General features: G+C 66.2%; 23 protein-coding genes. 12 read left to right on the top strand and 11 right to left on the bottom strand.

The window, feature by feature from the left end:
- Together AB0L58_RS08510 and ybaK are read right to left on the bottom strand one after the other, a co-directional pair.
- Complete coding sequence (locus AB0L58_RS08510) at positions 1 to 360, bottom strand: hypothetical protein (protein ID WP_364383291.1); 360 nt, start codon at positions 358 to 360, stop codon at positions 1 to 3.
- A 74-nt stretch (positions 361 to 434) separates the two neighbouring features.
- Positions 435 to 929 (bottom strand): Cys-tRNA(Pro) deacylase, encoded by a 495-nt coding sequence (gene ybaK / locus AB0L58_RS08505; RefSeq protein WP_364383288.1) that lies wholly within the window; start codon positions 927 to 929, stop codon positions 435 to 437.
- A 348-nt stretch (positions 930 to 1,277) separates the two neighbouring features.
- On the opposite strand from ybaK, the gene AB0L58_RS08500 reads away from it, so the two are divergent.
- From AB0L58_RS08500 to AB0L58_RS08485, 4 genes are all read left to right on the top strand, one after another.
- Positions 1,278 to 1,901: a sigma-70 family RNA polymerase sigma factor gene (locus AB0L58_RS08500; RefSeq protein ID WP_364384472.1), complete on the top strand. Its 624-nt coding sequence runs from the start codon at positions 1,278 to 1,280 to the stop codon at positions 1,899 to 1,901.
- A 20-nt stretch (positions 1,902 to 1,921) separates the two neighbouring features.
- Entirely contained in the window at positions 1,922 to 2,182 is a 261-nt protein-coding gene (gene rsrA, locus AB0L58_RS08495) for a mycothiol system anti-sigma-R factor (RefSeq protein WP_364384469.1), read from the top strand.
- A gap of 316 nt (positions 2,183 to 2,498) precedes the next feature.
- Positions 2,499 to 2,714 (top strand): biotin/lipoyl-binding carrier protein, encoded by a 216-nt coding sequence (locus AB0L58_RS08490; protein WP_040694864.1) that lies wholly within the window; start codon positions 2,499 to 2,501, stop codon positions 2,712 to 2,714.
- A gap of 23 nt (positions 2,715 to 2,737) precedes the next feature.
- On the top strand, positions 2,738 to 4,252 hold the full coding sequence (locus tag AB0L58_RS08485) for a histidine kinase N-terminal domain-containing protein (RefSeq protein ID WP_364383284.1): 1,515 nt from the start codon (positions 2,738 to 2,740) through the stop codon (positions 4,250 to 4,252).
- A 194-nt stretch (positions 4,253 to 4,446) separates the two neighbouring features.
- On the opposite strand, the gene AB0L58_RS08480 is transcribed toward AB0L58_RS08485, so the two are convergent.
- Both AB0L58_RS08480 and AB0L58_RS08475 read right to left on the bottom strand, forming a co-directional pair.
- Positions 4,447 to 4,701, bottom strand: a complete 255-nt coding sequence (locus tag AB0L58_RS08480) for a WhiB family transcriptional regulator (protein ID WP_011211115.1) — start codon at positions 4,699 to 4,701, stop codon at positions 4,447 to 4,449.
- 250 nt (positions 4,702 to 4,951) lie between these two features.
- Positions 4,952 to 5,896, bottom strand: a complete 945-nt coding sequence (locus tag AB0L58_RS08475) for a diacylglycerol kinase family protein (protein WP_364383281.1) — start codon at positions 5,894 to 5,896, stop codon at positions 4,952 to 4,954.
- A gap of 66 nt (positions 5,897 to 5,962) precedes the next feature.
- On the opposite strand from AB0L58_RS08475, the gene AB0L58_RS08470 reads away from it, so the two are divergent.
- Positions 5,963 to 6,403, top strand: a complete 441-nt coding sequence (locus AB0L58_RS08470; protein WP_364383278.1) for a hypothetical protein — start codon at positions 5,963 to 5,965, stop codon at positions 6,401 to 6,403.
- Positions 6,404 to 6,409: 6 nt separating this feature from the next.
- Here AB0L58_RS08470 and AB0L58_RS08465 read toward each other — a convergent pair whose 3' ends face one another.
- From AB0L58_RS08465 to AB0L58_RS08445, 5 genes are all read right to left on the bottom strand, one after another.
- On the bottom strand, positions 6,410 to 7,090 hold the full coding sequence (locus AB0L58_RS08465) for an endonuclease V (RefSeq protein ID WP_364383275.1): 681 nt from the start codon (positions 7,088 to 7,090) through the stop codon (positions 6,410 to 6,412).
- Positions 7,091 to 7,121: 31 nt separating this feature from the next.
- Entirely contained in the window at positions 7,122 to 7,613 is a 492-nt protein-coding gene (locus tag AB0L58_RS08460; RefSeq protein ID WP_364383272.1) for a GNAT family N-acetyltransferase, read from the bottom strand.
- Positions 7,610 to 8,221 (bottom strand): acid phosphatase, encoded by a 612-nt coding sequence (locus AB0L58_RS08455; RefSeq protein ID WP_364383269.1) that lies wholly within the window; start codon positions 8,219 to 8,221, stop codon positions 7,610 to 7,612. The genes AB0L58_RS08460 and AB0L58_RS08455 overlap by 4 nt, the downstream gene beginning before the upstream one ends.
- Positions 8,222 to 8,270: 49 nt before the next feature.
- Positions 8,271 to 9,506: a hypothetical protein gene (locus tag AB0L58_RS08450; protein ID WP_364383266.1), complete on the bottom strand. Its 1,236-nt coding sequence runs from the start codon at positions 9,504 to 9,506 to the stop codon at positions 8,271 to 8,273.
- 266 nt (positions 9,507 to 9,772) lie between these two features.
- A complete protein-coding gene (locus AB0L58_RS08445) occupies positions 9,773 to 11,479 on the bottom strand; it encodes a DEAD/DEAH box helicase (RefSeq protein ID WP_364384466.1) in 1,707 nt (568 codons plus the stop codon).
- A gap of 491 nt (positions 11,480 to 11,970) precedes the next feature.
- Here AB0L58_RS08445 and AB0L58_RS08440 point away from each other — a divergent pair, with 491 nt between their 5' ends.
- The 3 genes from AB0L58_RS08440 (at position 11,971) to AB0L58_RS08430 (ending at position 14,737) form a co-directional block, all read left to right on the top strand.
- Positions 11,971 to 12,828 carry a hypothetical protein gene (locus tag AB0L58_RS08440; protein ID WP_364383264.1) on the top strand — a complete coding sequence of 286 codons (858 nt, stop codon included), beginning with the start codon at positions 11,971 to 11,973 and terminating at the stop codon, positions 12,826 to 12,828.
- A 70-nt stretch (positions 12,829 to 12,898) separates the two neighbouring features.
- The gene (locus tag AB0L58_RS08435) at positions 12,899 to 13,954 is read left to right on the top strand and encodes an alpha/beta fold hydrolase (RefSeq protein ID WP_364383261.1); all 1,056 of its coding nucleotides are present in this window, start codon (positions 12,899 to 12,901) and stop codon (positions 13,952 to 13,954) included.
- A 90-nt stretch (positions 13,955 to 14,044) separates the two neighbouring features.
- Positions 14,045 to 14,737 (top strand): ferritin-like fold-containing protein, encoded by a 693-nt coding sequence (locus AB0L58_RS08430; RefSeq protein ID WP_364383258.1) that lies wholly within the window; start codon positions 14,045 to 14,047, stop codon positions 14,735 to 14,737.
- Here AB0L58_RS08430 and AB0L58_RS08425 read toward each other — a convergent pair whose 3' ends face one another.
- Entirely contained in the window at positions 14,738 to 15,568 is an 831-nt protein-coding gene (locus AB0L58_RS08425; protein WP_364383255.1) for a helix-turn-helix transcriptional regulator, read from the bottom strand.
- A gap of 102 nt (positions 15,569 to 15,670) precedes the next feature.
- Between AB0L58_RS08425 and AB0L58_RS08420 the strand changes: the two genes are divergently transcribed.
- Both AB0L58_RS08420 and AB0L58_RS08415 read left to right on the top strand, forming a co-directional pair.
- Positions 15,671 to 16,219, top strand: coding sequence for a YceI family protein (locus tag AB0L58_RS08420; RefSeq protein ID WP_364383252.1), 549 nt, complete (start codon positions 15,671 to 15,673; stop codon positions 16,217 to 16,219).
- 270 nt (positions 16,220 to 16,489) lie between these two features.
- Positions 16,490 to 16,717, top strand: coding sequence for a DUF3107 domain-containing protein (locus tag AB0L58_RS08415; RefSeq protein ID WP_062984284.1), 228 nt, complete (start codon positions 16,490 to 16,492; stop codon positions 16,715 to 16,717).
- A 70-nt stretch (positions 16,718 to 16,787) separates the two neighbouring features.
- Here AB0L58_RS08415 and AB0L58_RS08410 read toward each other — a convergent pair whose 3' ends face one another.
- The gene (locus AB0L58_RS08410; protein ID WP_364383248.1) at positions 16,788 to 17,453 is read right to left on the bottom strand and encodes a TetR/AcrR family transcriptional regulator; all 666 of its coding nucleotides are present in this window, start codon (positions 17,451 to 17,453) and stop codon (positions 16,788 to 16,790) included.
- Positions 17,454 to 17,901: 448 nt separating this feature from the next.
- Between AB0L58_RS08410 and AB0L58_RS08405 the strand changes: the two genes are divergently transcribed.
- Entirely contained in the window at positions 17,902 to 18,897 is a 996-nt protein-coding gene (locus AB0L58_RS08405) for a DUF3152 domain-containing protein (protein ID WP_364384463.1), read from the top strand.
- 142 nt (positions 18,898 to 19,039) lie between these two features.
- Complete coding sequence (moeZ, locus tag AB0L58_RS08400) at positions 19,040 to 20,224, top strand: adenylyltransferase/sulfurtransferase MoeZ (protein WP_364383245.1); 1,185 nt, start codon at positions 19,040 to 19,042, stop codon at positions 20,222 to 20,224.
- Positions 20,225 to 20,492: the final 268 nt, after the last annotated feature.

Here is a 20,492-nt window from a genome sequence, read left to right as displayed (position 1 = left end):
TCAGAGCTGGCACTTCACGCTGTCCGTCACGATATTCAGCACGCACTTGGTGATACCGCCGCCCAGGTCGATGACCTTGCGAGCGACGCCGCCGCTCAGGTCGATGACCTTGCCGGCGACGCCGCCGCCCAACTTCTCGGCCTTGTCGGCCTTCTCATCCTTCGTCGGGGTGTTGTTCTTCTTCGGCCCGTCGTCAACGACATGCTCGTCGAACGGGAAGTCGTTGACGTCGATCACCAGGGGGCCGCCAGGTGCGGCGGTGGCCGTGGGCGCTAGCAGCGTGGCCGGGCCGTTGGTGAGCAGGAGAACTCCGAACAGAGTGACGATCACGGTGCTGCACAATCGCTGGCGCGCGGACATTTCACATCACATCCTCGAGTCGGACGATCTGGGCCCGTTCAGTAACGCACAAATGTTGCTGGTGTGGTGCGGATTTATACGGATGTGACTGGTGCGGTTACCGCATCGGTGAGCCGGACCAGGTCCGCCGGTGCCAATTCGATCTCGAGACCGCGCCGTCCCGCACTACAAAACATGCGGTCCCAGGCCAATGCGGAAGCGTCGACCACGGTGGGCAGCAGCTTGCGCTGGCCGAGTGGGGAGATGCCGCCGAGCACGTAACCGGTGATTCGCTCGGCCTTCGCCTTATCCGCCATCGCTGCCTTGGGCGCACCGAGCGCCGTGGCGGCCGCCTTGAGCGACAAGGTATTCGGCACCGGCAGCACCGCGACCGCGAGTGCGCCGGTCGACAATTCGATCACCAGCGTCTTGAAGATCTGCGCCGCCGTCACCCCGACCTCGGCGGCAAGTGCGTCGACCGCCTCGGTGCCGTAGGAGTCGGCGCGCGGATCGTGCTTGTACGCGTGCACGCGATGGGCCACACCTGCCTTGGTCAAGATGCGGATCGCCGGGGTCGAGGCTCCTGCCATGCCGGTCACCCTAATGGCGACACCGGCCCGGTCGGCAAGGTGATTTCGGTGCGGCGAGTTCGCTGTGGGAACACAGTCGGGCGCGGACATGTTGCATGCGATACAGAAGGCCGCACGGCTGTAGACGTGAAGGAGAGGTCGGTGTCGGTTCTGCTCGAAGAACGCCCGGTGACGTCGCTGGTGTCCGATTTGCGGCACTCTCGGCGCCCTGCGTGGCTACGCTTCGCGACCGCCTCCGGGGGCGTCGAGAGCGCCGCGGGGGACGATCGGTTCCCAATCGTTTCGACCGCGCCTGTAGATTTGGCAGGTACGGCGATCGAAGGGATTGGTGTGACTAGCGACGATGACGTGGTGACCGACGGTGCGGTCGGCGCCGCGGTCGACGATGCCGAGCTGGTGCCGCGGTTCGAGCGCGATGCGCTCCCGTTGCTCGACCAGCTCTACGGTGCCGCGCTGCGCATGACCCGGAATCCGGCCGATGCCGAGGATTTGGTGCAGGAGACCTATGTCAAGGCGTTCCAGGGCTTCAAATCCTTCAAGGAAGGCACCAATCTGCGTGCCTGGCTCTATCGGATCCTGACCAACACCTATATCAACTCCTACCGCAAGAAGCAGCGCCAGCCCGCGCAGTATCCGACCGACGAGATCACCGACTGGCAGCTCGCCGCCACCGCCGAGCACACCTCGACCGGATTGCGTTCGGCGGAGGTCGAGGCGTTGGACGCGCTGCCGGACGACGACATCAAGGCCGCACTGCAGGAGCTGCCGGAGGAATTCCGGATGGCGGTGTACTACGCGGACGTCGAGGGATTCCCATATAAGGAAATCGCCGACATCATGGGCACCCCCATCGGTACGGTGATGTCCCGGCTGCATCGCGGCCGCAAGCAGCTCAAGGGTTTGCTCGCCGATGTGGCGCGCGAACGTGGATTCAACCGCAACGGCGCGGAACGCCAGGAGGTCAAGCAGTGAGTACGGAGCGTGACCCCGATATGGAGTTGGACTGCACGGCTGTGCTCGCCGATGTCTGGCTCATGCTCGACGGTGAATGTGACGATGCCACCCGGGCTCGGCTGCAGCACCATATGGACCACTGCTCGCCGTGCATCGAGGCCTATGGCATCGAAGAGAAGATCAAGCGCCTGCTGAGTCGCAAGTGTGGCGGCGATCGGGCACCGGATTCGCTGCGTGATCGACTGACCCTGGAGATCCGCCGATCCGTCACGGTCACGCGGGTCGAGACCACCGAGTAGTTCCGGATACGAAAACACCGAGGGCGCATCCTCCACATGGAAGATCCTGGCCCTCGGTGTTTTTCGTATTGCTGAAACTATTCGAGCGACCTGCGAGCGGTCGCTACGGCCTCGGCTCAGGCGTTAGGACGCTTGCCGTGGTTGGCCGCGTTTCCCTTGCGGCTGCGCTTCTTACGACCACGCTTACCCATCGGTAGTCTCCCTTCTGCGGATCACCCCCGCGTCCGCGGGGAGCACTCTGATCGAAGGCCATTGTTTCATGTGTGGTTGGCTGTAGTTTCAGCGGATACGGGCGCGAACGAGTGAATGGGGTGTCATGGCGGAGGAAGTGCTCTCGGAGCTGGTATCGGTCGTGCAGCAGGTTGTCGTTGCCGAGGGCGACGAGGTACACGAAGGCGACACCCTGGTCATCCTGGAGTCGATGAAAATGGAGATTCCGGTGCTCGCCGAAAGCGGTGGCACGGTGACCTCGATCGGCGTCAAAGAGGGCGATGCGATCAAGGCCGGGCATCTGATCGCCGTCATCTCTTAACTTCCGAAGCGGGTAGATCGAATATGGCGACACTGAGTGAGCTGCTGGCCGAACACACCGACCTACCCGGCGTCGCCGTGGACCATTTGCAGCGGGTGGTCGGCGATTGGCAGTTGCTCGCGGATCTGTCCTTCGCGGATCTGCTGCTGTGGGTCGGTGCGGGACCGATCGCCGACGGCGCAGATATCGTCTGTGTCGCACAGTGTCGCCCGACTACCGCACCCACTGTCCATCCGGAGGATCGGGTCGGCGGTGTCGCCTCGCAGGCCGATCATCCGCAGGTCTTCGACGCGCTGATGACCGGGAAGATCGTGCGGGCGGACAGCGATGTCGAGGCCGAGGGTGTCTACCATCCGCATCCGGTGCACGCGGTCCGCGAGGCCATCCCGGTGCGCTGCGGCGACGATGTCATCGCGGTGCTCAGCCGCGATACCGATCTACAGCGTTCGCGGGTGCGCAGCACGCTGGAGATCGCCTATGTCGCCTGCGCCGACGATCTGTGCCAGATGATCGCCGACGGGACCTTCCCGACCACCGAGGACCGCGCCGCGACGCACTCCAGTCCGCGCGCGGGCGACGGCTTCATCCGGCTCGATACCGAGGGCATCGTGGTCTACGCCAGCCCGAACGCGCTGTCGGCCTATCACCGGATGGGGCTGCAGTCCGATCTGGCCGGTCAGGATCTGGCCGTCACCACCCGATCGCTGATCACCGATCCGTTCGACGCCCAAGAGGTCGTCGGCGATATCCAGGCCGCCCTGGCCGGCCGGACCGGGCGCCGCATGGAGGTCGAGGCGCGCGGTGCCACCGTACTGCTGCGCACCCTGGTGCTGCGCCCGCACGGGGAACTAGCCGGGGCCGCGGTGCTGGTCCGTGATGTCACCGAGGTCAAGCGCCGCGACCGCGCCCTGCTCAGCAAGGACGCGACCATCCGCGAGATCCACCACCGGGTGAAGAACAATCTGCAGACCGTGGCCGCGCTGCTGCGGTTGCAGGCGCGGCGCACGGAGAACGAGGAGGCGCAGGTCGCGCTGACCGAATCGGTGCGCCGGGTCACCTCGATTGCCTCGGTGCACGAAATGCTGTCCATGTCGGTGGACGAAGAGGTCGATCTCGACGAGGTGGTGGACCGGCTGCTGCCGATCATGGCCGATGTCGCGACCGTGCACACCGCGAGAATCAAAGTGCGCCGGGCCGGTTCGCTCGGTGTCTTCTCCGCCGAACGCGCCACCCCGCTGGTGATGGTGCTGACCGAATTGGTGCAGAACGCCATCGAGCACGCCTTCGATTCCGGCGAAAACGGCACGGTGACAATCCGTTCCGAGCGTTCGGCGCGCTGGCTGGACGTGATCATCAGCGATGACGGCCGCGGCCTGCCCCCGGGTTTCAGCCTGGAATCCTCCGACCGTCTCGGCCTGCAGATCGTGCGCACTCTGGTGACGGCGGAACTCGGCGGTTCCATCGGTCTGCACCCCGGCGCTGACATCGGTACGGATGCGGTATTGCGGGTACCGCTGGGTCGCCGCTCGGGGCGCTAACTGGCTGGTGAGATTCATGCTTACTGATCCCACTGGTAGTCAACGACTTTCGAGCGAAGCGAGATCGAGCATGCGAACACGCGGCGCCGCAGGCGCCGCAATCAGACACAGGCACAAAATAGCCCGGCACCTGAGTGCCGGGCTTGACTGCGTTACCGGGCCGGGCTGAAGGGTCCGGTAACGCCGGTCGTCTACTAGACGACGGTGCGGGTGCGCGTGCGGGCGTTGCGACGTTTGAGCGCCCGACGCTCGTCCTCGCTCATACCACCCCACACGCCGGCGTCCTGCCCGGACTTCAGGGCCCAGGACAGGCAGTCAGCGGTAACGGGGCAGCGAGCGCAGACCAGCTTGGCATCGGCAATCTGCGCGAGCGCCGGACCACTGTTACCCACCGGGAAGAACAGCTCGGGGTCCTCATCGCGACAGATGGCCTTGTGGCGCCAGTCCATTCCTCTGCTCCTTTGCTGGGCGCCGCAAAGGGCGCCTACGGTTTGTGGATCGTTCACTTGTGCGACTCGAATGTTTCCGCACGGTTGCTTGTGAATGCTTTCACGAACACCGTAGATGTCAATAGGTATCCGGTGCACCGTGGGGAAGCTCACGCTCTGAAGGGACCCCTAGGGGAACCTGCCCGGTCCTTTGTACTCGCTCTACCTGGTTTTCGCAGCACAACACCGGGTTTTTTCGCGCGTTTCGTGCTCATTCGGGGCGTGGAGCGACGACATCGAGCACGTCGGGCACGGCTGTGAAATCCACCATGTTGCGTTTTCCGATAAAGTCGCCATCGATTTGCAGGCCGATCGGTTCGCTGGCCTCGATATGCACGGACGGCACGTCGTCCTCACGAAATAGGTTGCGGGACTTGGGATTTCCATCGGCCGCGAGAAGCTGTCTGGCGAGCAACAGGGTGGACACCACCGACATCGACCGCACGGCAAACACGCCGAGACCCGTTTCGAAGGCCGTGCCCGGATTGGTGTGCACCGGGGTGGCGTTCAGGTAGGTCCACGGACTCGTGTTCGTTACGAAGGCGTAATGGACCTCACCGATGGGTTCGAATCCCGGGATCTCGATCCGAACGCTCGGCTCCTTGCGCCGCGCCTTGAAGAATTGTCGCACAGTTGTTCGAACATAGCGGCCGGGGGTGGCGGCATGGCCATTGGCGCGGCTGTTGTCGATCGCCTCGCAGACATCGGCGTCCAGACCCACGCCCGCGCTGAAGCCGAACCAGCGATCATCGGCGAGGCCGAGGCCGATTTTGCGGTCCCGGTCGAGGGTGAGCAGGTCGATGAGCTGGTTGGTCGCGGTCACCGGATCCGGGGATATGCCGAGGGCGCGCGCGAACACATTCGCCGATCCGCCCGGAATCACGCCGAGGCGCGGCAGCCAGGCCTGTCCGTCGTCGACCTGGGGCAGCGGCAGGTAGCCGTTGATGGTCTCGTTGACCGTCCCATCGCCGCCGTGCACCACGATCAGGTCCATCTCGTTGGTTGCTGCCCACTGCGCCAGTTCCGCCGCGTGGCCGCGGTGCTGGGTATGCGCGACGGTCAACTGAGTCCGGCTCTCCAACGCGTGCGCCAGCAGGTCCCGCGTCGCCGGCGTAGTCGAGGTGGCATTCGGATTCACGATCAGCAGCGTCCGCACGTTGGGCAGCCTAATCGGCGGGCGGCCCGGTCCGAAAAGCCGCCGAGTGCGTTCTAGGCTTGGCCCGTGGCGGACAGCGGCAAAGACGAGGTTTCGGCGGGTGTGCCCGTGACGGTGCGCGGTGCGGGCGGATTGGTCGCGCTGGAAGGTGCGGTAGCCGTGGTCGTGGCGATCGTGCTGGTCGTGCGTGGCCTGCTCGGACACGATCAGAGTGCCGCGAGCGGGTACGGCACGGCCGCGTGGTTCGGCATTCTCGGCGGCGCGGTGCTGGCGGCGGGGATCGGGCTTTTTCTCGGGCACCGCTGGGGGCGGGCCATCGCCGTGATCGCACAGGTGCTGCTGCTTCCGGTGACCTGGTCGCTGTTGACCGATTCGCATCAGCCCGTGCTCGGCGCGGCGCTCGGCATCGTCGTGGTCGCCGCACTGGTGCTCTTGTTCGCGCCCGCGTCGAATCGGTGGATGGCCGAGGTGTACGGGATCGGACCGGATGCGCCCGAATCGAAGTAGCCGGAATCAGGCGGTGGCGGCCCGCAGTGCCTGACGGCACAGGTGGTCGGCCTGCCGGGTGGTTTCCGGCTGGCGGAAGCGTGGAGTGAGCGCGAGCACCTGGGCGCATCCGGTCTCCAGGTCGATGAGGTGGCCGACCGAGACGAAGACCGGTCTGACGCCGCGTCGAGTGCGCAGCGCGCGCCCGACGATCTGACCGTCCATCGTGATATCGCTGACCGCGCCGCGTTCCGGACCGGGCTCCGAGTAGTCGCCCCACGGCGTCTTGGCTACGCCGATTGTCGGTGTGCCCGTGAGGATTCCGACATGGCAGGCCAAGCCGAAGCGGCGCGGATGGGCGAGTCCCTGTCCATCGCAGATCAGCAGATCTGGTGTGGTAGTGAGCTTTTCGAGTGCAGACAAGGTTATCGGCAGCTCGCGGAAGGATAGTAGTCCCGGCACATAGGGGAAGGTGACCGTGCCGTGCGCGACCGCGGTATCGATGGGATCCAGTGTGGCACAGTCCAATACGACGGCGGCTGCGGCGGCGATCCCGGTTTCGTCGTCATAGGCGGAGTCGAGTCCGGCGACGGTGTGGAATTGCGGTGGCCGCGGATCGGCCGCGATCACCGATGGCCGCAAGGCATCCTGGATGGCCATGGCTTCGTCCGCGGTGGTTGGCCATTCCGTGGGCGCGGTAACCCTCATTCGCTCATGCCTCCACCTCGTTGGCCCGCACTCACCAGGCTTCGGCGGCGAGCTTATCGATGGCCGCGCCGGTGAGCCGGTAGCCGACCCACTCATCCTGCGGGTTGGCGCCGATGGATCGGTAGAACTCGATGGCGGGCGTATTCCAGGTCAGCACGGACCAGTCGATCCGGCTGTAGCCCTTGGCGGCGGCCTCCTCGGCGAGGGCCGCGAGCAGCGCCTTGCCGTAGCCCTTGCCGCGGGTCTCCGGCTTGACATACAGGTCCTCCAGGTAGATGCCGTGCACGCCGGTCCAGGTCGAGTAGTTCAGGAACCAGATCGCGCAGCCGACCACACCGGTCTCGTCCTCGACGACATGGGCGAAAACCGCGGGCGCCGGCCCGAACAGCGCGACGTCGAGTTGTTCGGCGGTGAGTGTGCACTCCGCGCGGGATTTCTCGTACTCGGCGAGCCCCTCGACCAGGCTCACCATGGCGGGTACGTCGGCGGGGGTGGCGCGGCGGATCGTGCCGGGGCGAGTCATAGTGCGGCTCCATGGTTTGCGGGCACCAGGTTGTGCGCCAGGATGGTTCGGTCATCGTGTTCGTAACCGAGCACCGTGATCGCGGCGGTCGACATCGCAAAGCGACGCCCCTCCCTGATATCGAGTTCGGCCCAGCGGGCGATCAGCGCCCGGGAGAAATGACCGTGTCCGACCAGCACGATATCCCGGTCCGGCAGTGCGGGTTCGACCGATGCCAGCACCCGATCGGCGCGTGCGCTGACCTGCGCGGCCGTCTCGCCGTCCGGGACGACTCCGGTCCAGATGGTCCAGCCCGGATCGTGCTGGCGGATCTCGGCGGAGGTCTGCCCCTCGTAGTCGCCGTAATCCCATTCGGTCAGATCGTCATCGACGACGGCGTCGGTGAGCCCCGCGAGCGCCGCCGTGCGCACGGCGCGTTGCCGCGGACTGGTGAGCACCAGCGGGTCGCGCAGTTTCAGCTCGTTCAGCACTCCGGCCGCGGCGCGGGCCTGTTCCGCACCCCGCTCGGTGAGCGGCAGATCGGTGCAGCCGGTATGGCGTCGCTGATTCGACCAGGTGGTTTCGCCGTGCCGGAGCAGGACAAGTCGGGCGTCGTCGCGTGCGGACATGATTTCCATCATGGAGTACCGGTCCGACAGCGCCCTGGACGGGCGGGTGCTAGCCGAGCGCGAAGATCTCGGTACCGCGCTTTTCCAGCACGGTTGTGCCGAGGACGGCGAGCGAGATAGGGGAGCCGTCGTAGCCGGGGCGGGCCACCGGAATGCGTGACACTTCGGCGCCCGAGGCGGGGTCGAGGACCGCGATCGCGCCCTCGACCGGCACGAGTAGTCGGCCCGCCATGAAGGCCGGACTGCCCAGTGCGCCGGGGGCGGCCCAGATCGGATCGAAGGTGCCCGCGTTCAGAGCGATCAGGCTGTTGCCGGTGAATACCAGGAACAGCGAACTGATTCGCGTGGTCGTCGCCTTATCGCTCAGCGGTGCGGAAAGTTGGTGCACCATAAGCGCATTCCCGGTGCCGTCGAAAACCTCCAGCCGCGGCGGCACCGCTTCGGCGGTCGCGGTTGCGGGTGTACCGGGCAGGTACAGCACGATTCGGTTGTCGGAGACCGCGATTATGCGCCCGTCGGGGGAATCCGCACCGGATCCGTTGAGCACATGCGAGCCGTATTCCTCGGGCACCGTATTGTCCTTCGGCGCCGGATTGAGCACGGTCAGCCGGTTGGTCGGATCCTCCGGGCAGCGTTCGAGGACGGCGAGCCGGGTGGAACTCGAACTCGACGAGATCAGCTTGCAACCCTTGCGCGGTTGGGTTTTCACGTTCACCGGTGCGTCGACGTAGCCGTATTCGAGGGTGCGCACCAGATCCGAGCGCCACATCTCCAGCCGCCGCGGGCCCAGTGCCAGCACGTAGGTGCCGTCGACCGATAGCTGTACGGTCGGATCCATATAGCTGCTGCGCGCGGTCCGGCGCGAGCCGTCCTCACCGGCCAGCAGTGTGGCCTGGCTGCAGCCGCGCTGATCCTTGTACACCGCGACCACCGTGCCGAACTGCGACTCGACGCCGCACAGCGGTAGGTCGCGCCGGTAGTGCCACAGCGGCGCACCGCTGCGCGGATCGTGCCCGGTGACCGTGCCGTCCGCACCCGTGACGACCGTGCCCGCGGCCACCAGTGCCCGGTTCGCGGCCGCGTCGGGCGCGTGCCACAGCTCTCGCAGACTCGTCGGAACCTGATCGGCCGCGGCGGGCGTGGAAACCGGATGCTCCGCCGTCACCGATTCGGTGCCCCTGGCATCACTGCGCGCCCACACCACCACCGCCGCGATCACCACGACCACGGCGATCGCGACTGCGGAGATGATGTCGGCGCGCGTTCGCCGCTCGGGTGCGAGCACGCTTGCGAGACTACAACGTATCGTCCGGCCGATGCGATCGGTCTCACCGTGGATATCCGCCGCCGCGTGCCCGCCGCCGCGGCGTTCAATGGTGCCGACCTGCCGATACCTCCACCTTCGAGGACCCATCGACGTTCGCCCTTGACCGTCCTTCGGCGACGCGGCTGCGCTGGGACACCCGAGACGTTGGGGCGGCCCGAGACGTTGGGGCGGCCCCAGACGCCACAGGCGCGCCTGTCCGCGACAGACGCGCCTGCGCAATCGCCCTATGCCGAGGCGGTAACCGTTGCGGGAGCGGTATCCGCGGCCCCTGCGCCGGCGGCAGCGTCGCCGGCGGGCTTGCGACGGCGCCGTCGACGGCGCGCGGGCTGACCGGTGGTCTCGTCGTCATCGGCATCGCCGTCCGAGCCCACCTCGGCGGTCACCTCGGTGCCGTTGTCGCCGTTGCCATTCGACTCGGTGCCGTTTTCGGTGGCCGCGGCGGACCTGCGTCGACGGCGGCGTCGACGGGCGGGCTTCTCCGCCGTCTCGTCGTCGGTCGCGTCGGCGAGTGGGGCTGCGGCGGTATCGGTTTCGGCTTCGTCGGTTTCGGTGCCGTTGGTTGCACCGTCGATCGGCTGGCCCGCGCGGGTGCGGCGACGAGTGCGCGTGCGCGGGGTCCGGGCGGGGCGCTCGACCACTTCGGCGTCCTCGTCGCGGACCGGCTTCGGCTTGCGGATAGTGCCGGTGACGCCCTCCGGAATGCCGAGGTCGGAGAACAGATGCGGGGAGCGCGAATACGTTTCGACCGGGTCCGGGATGCCGAGGCCGAGGGCGGTGTCGATGGCGGCCCAGCGGTTCAGTTCATCCCAGTCGATCAGCGTCACCGCGACACCGGTGCGTCCGGCCCGGCCGGTGCGGCCGATCCGGTGCACGTAGGTCTTCTCGTCCTCCGGGCACTGGTAGTTGATGACGTGAGTGACATCGTCGATATCGATACCGCGTGCCGCGACATCGGTCGCGACCAGCACATTGATGGCGCCCCTGCGGAACTTGGCGAGCGCCTTTTCCCTGGCGATCTGGCCGAGGTCACCGTGTACGGCGCCGACGGCGAAGCCGCGATCGGCCAGGTCGTCGGCGACTTTCTGCGCGGTGCGCTTGGTCCGGGTGAAGACCATGGTCGCGCCGCGGTTCTCGGCCTGCAGCACCTTGGCGATCAGCTCGCTCTTGTCCAGTGCGTGTGCACGGTAGACGAACTGCGCGGTGCGATCGTGCACGGCGGAATCGTGTGGTTCCTCGGCGCGGATATGCGTGGGCTGGCTGAGGAAGGTGCGGGCCAGGGTGATGATCGGGCCCGGCATGGTGGCCGAGAAGAGCATCGTCTGGCGCTGTGTCGGCACCATGCCGAGAATGCGTTCGATATCGGGTAGGAAGCCCAGATCCAGCATTTCATCGGCCTCGTCCAGGACGAGTACGCCGATCTTGCCCAGAATCAGATGGCCCTGATCGGCCAGATCCATGAGCCGGCCGGGAGTGCCGACGACGACGTCGACGCCGGCGCGCAGCGCGGCGATCTGCGATTCGTAGGGGCGGCCGCCATAGATCGAGAGCACGCGCAGCTGGCCCTGGTGGTTGCGCAGGTACTTGCTCGCGTTTTCCAGATCCTGGGTGACCTGGATGCAGAGTTCGCGCGTCGGCACGATGATCAGCGCCCGCGGGGTGCCGTCCAGCGGGGTCGTCCCGGTGTCGGCGGTGGCGATCCGGTGCAGCAGCGGCACACCGAATCCGAAGGTCTTACCCATACCCGTGCGGGCCTGACCGATCAGATCTTCACCGGCGAGAGCCAGTGGCAGGGTCAGTTCCTGAATTGCGAAAGTGCGTTCGATTCCGATCTCGCCGAGCGCTCGCACGATTTCGTCGCGAACCCCCAATTCGGCGAATGTCGGGGCGGTGTGGGTTTCGTCCAGTTCGGCGGTCAGTAGCGTATCCGCCAGACCAGGTTCCTGTTCGACAGTGATCTTGCTCAGGTTCGTGCCTTTCCTCGTTATCGCGTCACGCGCGCACGAGGTGTGGGGCGGACCGGCCGGCCCGCGACAACCACATATCCGCCTGTGATACTCACCTCGGCCACTGCCTGTGATGTCTGCGGCAGCTCGTCGTTTCGGCGGCTGACCTCGGCAGATATCGGCGCGGCGCAAGGGTGATGCGGATCTGGTGCGCGCACATATTCCCGGACTTCGAAAACCTCGTCGGCGACACTCGGGCGACCGTGAGATCCGGCGACTCGACGGACGATAATTTCCGTTGTCCGCAGAGATTGTAGCGTGATATTGTGCACGGCTCGAATTTGCGGTAGCGACAGCGTGCAAGTCGCCCGAAACGATCGGCCGCTGTAGCGACTGCTCGTAGGTCGCTCGAAATGGTCGGCAATTTCGGACAAAATGCGCGGTTTCCCTGCGTCGACTGTCGACGTACGCTGCGCCACATGGTAATTCATCTGGCGCGTCGAATCTGGCACACTCTCGAACCCATCCACGATGTGGTGTATTTCGGCGCGGAGGTCAAGCAGGCCGGAGTTGCGCTCGGACTGCGCGGATTCTGGCAGACCTACTTCGCGTTCCGGGCCGCTCCGCTCGGGCCGGTGAGCGCGGGCGCCGTACTGGCGACGTTCGCCGGATTCCATCCGGACATGGTTGCCAAGGCGGTGCCGGACGCCTGGGCCAGGGCGACGCCGGAGGCATGTCTCCAGGCTCGGCTCGGCTTTTCGGTCGGATTGTTGCGCGGGGCCGGAGCCGGTGACGCCGATTGTGCCCGTGCCGTCGAGTTGCTCGAACCGGTGGCGCGCACCGCCGATCCGACCGGCCGCCCGCTGTACGCGGCGAATGCGGAATTGCCGCGGTCCGCCGATCCGGTGGCCGCGCTGTGGCAGCTCGCCACCACCCTGCGGGAACATCGCGGCGACGGCCATGTCGCGGCCCTGGTTGCCCGCGGTCTGACCGGATCGCAGGCGCTGGTGCTGCAGGTCGCGGCCGGTAAGGCGCCCGAATCGGTGATGCGGCCCGCACGCGGCTGGTCGGAGCGGGAATGGTCCGATATCGCGGACGAGTTGCGTGCCAGGGGGTTGATCGTGGGTGAGCCGATCAGTCCCGAGTTGACGGGCACGGGTGCCGAATTGCTCGAACGAGTGGAGGCCGATACCGATGCGGCGGCCTGGAATGGCGCCTTGGCGGCGCTGTCGCAGGACGCTGTCGCCGAGCTGGCCTACTTACTCGATCCGTTGACGCGACGCGTCCAGGAGAGCGTGGTGCCGCCGCTCAATCCGATCGGCATGACTCGAGGCTGAGCCGTGCCCGATTGCGCACAAATCGGAGTTGCCTGTTACCGACGGTAACGGGATGTGAGAGATTCTTGATGTGAGTTTCACCGACACTGTCACTATCGCCGCGCGCAATGCCTGGGCGCTGACCTTCGGCCAAGGCGTCGAGGCACCGGATCCCGCCCCGTCGACGGTGCTGTGGGACGAACCGCATCGGCAGCTGCGCCGCTTCGAGGGTACCGGATCCGTCACTGCCGCAACGGATTCGGCAGTGCTGCTGGTGCCGCCGCTGGCCGCGCCCACCAGTTGCTTCGATCTGCGTCCGGATCAGAGCCTGGCCAGGTTCCTGCTGGAGACGGGCCGGTCGCCCTACGTCATCGACTACGGCGAGATCACCTTCGCCGACCGGCGGATGGGCTTCGAGACCTGGATAGATGACATCCTGCCCGAGGCGATCCTGCGCACCTGCGCCGATCGCGACGGCCGCCCGGTCGATCTGGTCGGCTGGTCCATCGGCGGCACCCTCGCACTGCTGAGCGCCGCCGCGCATCCGGAACTGCCGATCCGCTCCATCACCGCGGTCGGTTCGCCGCTCGACTACGACAAGATGACCGGCATTCCGCAGGTGCGCGCGGTGGCCAAGCTGACCGGGGGCATTGCCACCTCGACGGCGGTGCGCGCGGCGGGCGGCATTCCGGCCACGCTGACCCGAATCGCCTACAAGGTCACCGCATGGGACCGCGAACTGACCCGGCCGTGGTTCGTCGCCAGCAATATCGCCCGCACCGAAACCCTGGCCAAGATGGAGTCCGTCGACCGCTTCATGTCCGAGATGCCCGGCTATCCGGGGCGCTTCTACGGCCAGCTGTGGGGCCGCCTGATCCTGAACAACGACATCGGCCGCGGTGTCGTGCGGCTCGGCCACCGCCGCATCGAACTGGCCGAGGTGACCGCGCCCGTGCTGCTGGTCGGCGGACCCGCCGATGTCATCACTCCCGCCGCCGCCGTGGCGGCCGGACAGCGCATCCTCACCGGCGCGCGGTCCGTTCGCTACGAAACCGCACCCGGCAGTCATCTCGGCATCCTCACCGCCGAAACCGCGCGCGACACGACCTGGACCTATCTCGACAAGTTCCTGTCCGAGCTGTCCTGAACGATCATGCCCCGGGTGTTCGCCGGGATGACGGCGACATGTACCGGGATGACGGCGATCCGTAACTGACCCGGACTAGGCTGTGTCGACATGGGAGCACAGTCACCTGCAGCGGTAGGGGTTTCGTTGTCCGGCTCGTCCATTTCCGCCGACGATTCGGGCGTGATCGACCTTTTCGCGGTGCTCGCCTACGGTGAGCTCTCCGCGTTCTACCGGCTGGCCGAGGAGGCCAAGCTGTCGCCGACACTGCGTGGCAAGGTGGCCGTCGCGAAGATGGCCGCCGCCGAGATGCGGCACTTCGAAACCCTGGAGTCCGCGCTGGCCGAACGCGGTGTGGACATCTTCGACGCGATGGCGCCGTTCGTACGCGCCCTGGACGCCTACCACGACTCCACCGATCCCTCTACCTGGCTCGAGTCGATGGTGAAGTTCTACGTCGGTGACGGTATCGCCGCCGACTTCTACACCGAGATCGCCGGCGCCCTGTCTCCCGAGGTCGCCGCCGTGGTCCGGGATGTGCTCGCCGAGACCAGCCACTCCGAATTCGTGGTGGAGGAGGTGCGCCGCGCGGTGGCGACGAGCCGCTCCGAGCGCGACCGGCTGACGCTGTGGGGTCGACGACTGCTCGGTGAGGCGATCACGCAGGCGCAGTACGTCATGGCCCAGCGTGACGAACTCACCGAACTGGTGCTCGCCGCGACCGGTGACCTCAACGGCATTGCCGCGCTGTTCGAGCGCATGCAGGCCAGCCATGCCGAGCGCATGGCCGTCTTGGGGATCTGATTACTCGTTGACCGCGCGGACGAGTCGCAGGCCAGGCGATTGCGCCTGCGCCTGGTCGGTGAGCCAGACGACGACGCACTGATCCTTGTCGGCATTCAGTGCCTCGAACGGGATATCGATATGGCCGTATTCCGGGTGGTCGAATCGCATCGTGCCCGTGGTCAGGTCGTCGATATGCTGTGGCTGCCAACGCCTTTCGAACTCCGGATAGGCCAGCAGCGCGTCGATCAGCTCGAGTAGGCGGTCCTCGCCGGGCCAGCGGATCGTCGCGCGCCGCAGTGCGGCCGAGAAGATATCGGCCACCTCGTCCCAGTTCCGCAGCGCCTGCTCAGCGCGTGGATGCGCGAAGGTGAACCAGGCCAGATTCACGACATCCGGATCATCGAGCAGCCCAACGGGTTTCGCGATGTCCTCCCACGCCGGATTCCAGCCGAGCACATTGAGCCGCCGCCCGACCACGAAGGCGGGCGTGGGATGCAGCGCGCGCAGAATGGCCTCGATAGCGGGCGTCGGCTGCTCCTCGACGGATTCGGTGGTGGGGCAGCGGGATTCGTTACTCGAGGTGACGGCGAGCCAGCCGAAGTGGTGTCGGTCCTTACCTTCGATCAGCAACGCCTCGGCCAGGGCATCGATGACCGACGGCGACGGATTGGTATCGCGGCCCTGCTCGAGCCGGGCCAGATAGTCGGCGCTCACCCCGGCGCGCACCGCGACCTCTTCGCGGCGCAATCCCGGGGTACGGCGGCGACCGCCCCCGGGAAGTCCCACGTCCGCGGGCCGCAATTGGGCGCGGCGGGCGATGAGGTATTCCGCGAAGGGATTAGGTGCCATACGTTTCATCGTGCCTCGTCCTGGGATGGTTATCCGCGCCCTGACGGGTCCAGGATAACGGCGGTCTGGTTAACGGACCACGGTCCGGTCATGGTCTATGGCATGACATCTTCCGCTGAATCCACCACTGCCACCGCGCTCACACCCGGTTCCTGGACCCTCGACACCCTGCACTCCCAGGTCGAATTCACCATTCGCCACCTCGGCATCTCCAAGGTCCGCGGCCGCTTCGCCAAATTCGAGACCGAATTCGTCGTCGACGACAAGGGCTTCGCCACCCTCGGCGCCACCATCTACCTCGACTCCTTCGACACCGGTAATGCCGATCGCGACAAGCACGTCCGCACCGCCGACTTCCTCGATGTGGCCAACCGTCCCACCCTGAGCTTCCGCGCCGTCGAGCCGGTCCTGATCGCGGAGTCGTTCGTGGTCGAGGGTACGGCCACGCTCGGCGGGATCACCAAGCCGGTCACCCTCGATGTCGAGTGGGGCGGTGTCCAGGAGTTCGCCGGAACCGGCGACCGGCATGCCGGTTTCTCCGCGACCGGCACCATCAAGCGCACCGATTTCGGTGTCGGTGGTCCGCTGCCCGGCATGCTCAGCGATACGGTGAAGATCGAGCTGGAAATCCAGCTCATCGAGCCCAAGTAACGGCATGTCCGCCGAGCGGGTGCGGCGTTCGCGACAGGCGAACGTCGCACCCGCGTGCTCGGTGGACAGGGCCGACGAGTCCGGACGTGACTACTGATTTCGCAGGTACACGGGGAACTTGTCGGGGACGCCCGGAGTTGATTTGTTGCCTGACCGCCGGCCGCCGATGTGGGTTTCGTGGTTCGGAGTGGGGCGCTGAATACCCGGGGAGGCGGGCGAGCATTAGCCTTGATTCGACAGCACACAGGACTCTAGGTTCGGAGGTTGGCCGTGGAGGTCAAGATCGGTATTTCGGATAGCCCGCGCGAGCTCGTGATCAATAGCGGGCAGACCCCGGACGAGGTCGAGGCGTTGGTGTCCGGTGCGCTGAGCGGCGAGGGCGGCGTCGTCGCCCTCACCGACGAGAAGGGCCGCAAGTTCCTGATCCAGGCCTCGAAGGTCGCCTACGTCGAGATCGGCGCCGCCACCGGCGGTCGTGTCGGCTTCGCGGCGGTTTGAGCCGAACCGCGACGCAATAAGACGCGAGCCCCCGCACTCGGTCGAGTGCGGGGGCTCTGTGTCTGACCGGTCAGTTGATCGGATGCAGCGGCACGTGCGACAGACCGCCCCATGCCAGCGCGACCGTGGTGTCGACCGCCTCTTCCTTCGGAATCGGCCGATCCGCCTCCAACCAGTATCGTGCGGTGAACTGGCTGGTGCCGACCAGTCCGACCGCGAGGATCCTGGCCCGGTAGGGGTCCAAACCGGAATCGTGGGCGACCAGATCGAAGACCGCGTCCACACAGGCCTCGGTGGCCTGCTCGACCCGGCGCTGCACCTGCGGCTCGCTGATCAGATCGGATTCGAATACCAGTCGGAAGCCCTGCATTTCGTTGTCGACGAAATCGAAGTAGGCCTGGACCGCGGCGCGTACCCGCTGCCGGTTGTCGGTGGTCGAGCGCAGCGCCTGCCGCACACTCGACACCAGCATGTCGACGTAGTTCTGCAGCACCGCCAAGTAGAGCTCGAGCTTGCTGGCGAAGTGCTGATAGAGCACCGGCTTGCTTACCCCGGCGCACTGCGAGATCTCGTCCATACCGGCGGCGTGGTAGCCGCGCTGGACGAACACCTCACTGGCGGCCGCGAGTAGCTGTTGACGACGCTCGTCGCGCGGAAGCCGGGTACCGCGCTTGGTCGGCGCCATGGCGTCGGACGACGTTCTGCGCGACGTCATCCGGTCCGCGAGGTCAGTCATTTTTGGCTCTCCCAGTCGATGCCCCGGCAAATTGGGGTGTACACCGGGTATCCCATGAACGATACCCGGTTGTACCACGTCTGCCGATCTGGGCCGCAGATGCGGTCCACTCGGTGAGATATATCGCACCACTGTCGACCACTCGCAGGTCGCCCGACAGGGTCGGTATCGGGTCCGGTGGCCGGCTCGGTGCAGGGGTATTGCGCCCTGTGAGACTCTGGTTGACGTGACCGCCCGACCGGAAAGACCCTCCGGCGGCAGACGCAAAGCGCACCGCCGGGCTGGCTCCGACGCGTCCGGTTCCGTAGTCTCGGGCGCTGTGGAAAGGCCAGGCCCCGAGGTGCGTACGGGCGCAGCCACCCGAAACGGTGCCGCAGCCCGGGACGGCGCCGAGGGTGAGATCGAATGGAGATCGGGCTCGCCTCCGCGGGCCACGAACGGTGTCGAGATCTATGACCCACTCGGCTTGTACGAATCACCCGTCGATCGTTCTTATCAACCGCTGCGGGCCCGCTGGGATCCCACCGCCCCCGACGAGAGTCGTTCCCGCGCATCGAGACCCGAGCGCGATACCAAGAAGCAGAGCGCACTCGGTCGTTTCATCCGCACCTATGGCTGGCGTGCCTACGCACTACCCGTACTTCTCGTGGTAACCGTGCTGGTGATCGTGGATGCGGTGCGCGGGGCCACCGATCCGGCGAATATGGCAGGTGGGGCACCGGGATTCGGAAGATTGAGTCCGCGCGCGGCATCCGCGGGAATCATCGGCGCACCGCCCGGCGACGGCCACTTCCCGACGAATCTGCCGACCGGCGCGCTGCCCGACGGTGGACCGTTCACCGAAACCGGCACGGGCACATGGCATGTGGTGCCGGGGACGACCGGGCAGGTCGGTACCGGATCGCAGTTCCGGTTCACCTACACCGTCGAAATCGAGGACGGCGTAGACACTTCCGGATTCGGCGGTGACGAATCCGTGGCCAAGATGATCGACAGCACTCTCGGCAATCCCAAGAGTTGGGGGCACGACAGCAGGTTCGCCCTCCGGCGCGTCGATCAGGGGGCACCGGATTTCCGTATTTCGCTCGCCTCCCGCGAAGCCACGCGCAAGGCATGCGGTTTCGAGATTCCGATCGACTCCTCCTGCTTCAATGCCGATCTGCGCCGGGTGGTGCTTTCGGAGGTGCGCTGGGTGCGCGGTGCGCTGGCCTTCGAGGGCGATATCGGTTCCTATCGGCAGTACCAGGTCAACCACGAGGTCGGCCATGCCATCGGCTATCACCAGCATCAGCCCTGCGAGACCGACGGCGGGCTCGCGCCGGTGATGATGCAGCAGACCTTCGGCACCAAGAACAACGACATCGCGGCCCTCGAACCCGACGGTGTGGTCCCGATGGACGGTAAGCACTGTCGCTTCAATCCCTGGCCCTATCCACGTGGATGAGTGGGGGCATGCGACCCCGTCGATTCGGAACGGGTGGGGCAGGAGAGAATGGTCGGGAAGAACGGCCCGATTGTCGGTGTTGATTATTTAGGCGCTGAGCCACCACAGTGCGATCGGCCAATTGATTCGAGGAGCCCTGGACGTGTCATCACCGAAGTCCCTGCCGCCGCTGGTCGAACCGGCCGCGGAGCTGACCAAGGACGAGATCGCCCGCTACAGCCGTCACCTGATCATCCCGGACCTGGGTGTGGACGGGCAGAAGCGGCTGAAGAACGCAAAGGTGCTGGTGATCGGTGCGGGCGGGCTCGGCTCGCCTGCGCTGCTGTACCTGGCGGCCGCCGGGGTCGGCACGCTCGGCATTGTCGAATTCGACGAGGTCGACGCCTCCAACCTGCAGCGCCAGATCATCCACGGTGAATCCGATATCGGCCGCCCGAAGGCCGATAGTGCGCGCGATTCCATTCTCGAGATCAACTCCGGCATCGACGTGCGGCTGCACAAGATCCGCCTGGAGCCGGACAATGCCGTCGAACTGTTCGGCGAATACGACCTGATCGTCGACGGCACCGATAACTTCGCCACCCGCTACCTGGTCAACGATGCCGCGGTGCTCGCGGGCAAGCCGTATGTCTGGGGCTCCATCTACCGCTTCGAGGGCCAGGTCTCGGTCTTCTGGGAGGACGCACCGGACGGCCGCGGCATCAATTACCGCGACCTCTACCCGGAGGCCCCGCCGCCGGGCATGGTGCCATCCTGCGCCGAGGGCGGTGTCCTCGGCGTGCTGTGCGCCTCCATCGGTTCGATCATGGTGACCGAGGCGATCAAGCTGATCACCGGCATCGGTGAGCCGCTGCTCGGTCGTCTCATGGTCTACGACGCACTGGATATGAACTACCGGACCATCAAGCTGCGCCGCGATCCGGAGCGTCAGCCGATCACCGAACTGATCGACTACGAGGCGTTCTGCGGTGTGGTGTCCGAGGAGGGTCAGGCCGCGGCCGCGGGCTCGACCATCACCGCGCGCGAGCTCAAGGACCTGCTCGACGCGGGCAAGGAAATCGAGCTCATCGATGTGCGCGAGCCGGTCGAATGGGACATCGTGCACATCGACGGCGCCAAACTCATCCCGAAGGATCGATTCCTCTCCGGCGAGGCGTTGTCGGATCTGCCGCAGAACCGTCCGATCGTCTTGCACTGCAAGACCGGCATCCGCTCGGCCGAGGTGCTCGCGGTCCTGAAAAACGCCGGCTTCTCCGACGCCTCACATGTGCAGGGCGGCATCGTCGCATGGGCGAACCAGGTCGACAAGTCGCTGCCGGTTTACTAGATCGGGCACTCATGCCGAGCGGTTGCTTCGCGGCGTAACCACCACGGAGCGAGTTTTACGAGCGACGTTCGCGGCCCGTCTCGCGTCCGAGTCGTCGAAGCGCATGCGACGAAGTCGCATGTCTCGCCCGTCCGGCGCGTGTGCATCAGGTGCCGAACGCCCCACCATCAGTGACCACCACGGAGCGAGTTTTACGAGCGACGTTCGCGGCCCGTCTCGCGTCCGAGTCGTCGAAGCGCATGCGACGAAGTCGCATGTCTCGCCCGTC

The sequence above is a fragment of the Nocardia sp. NPDC052112 genome (assembly GCF_040680135.1).
Classification (GTDB): Bacteria; Actinomycetota; Actinomycetes; order Mycobacteriales; family Mycobacteriaceae; genus Nocardia.
Note: the sequence above shows the minus strand (reverse complement) of the source record. Positions and strands in the feature narration are given on the sequence as shown.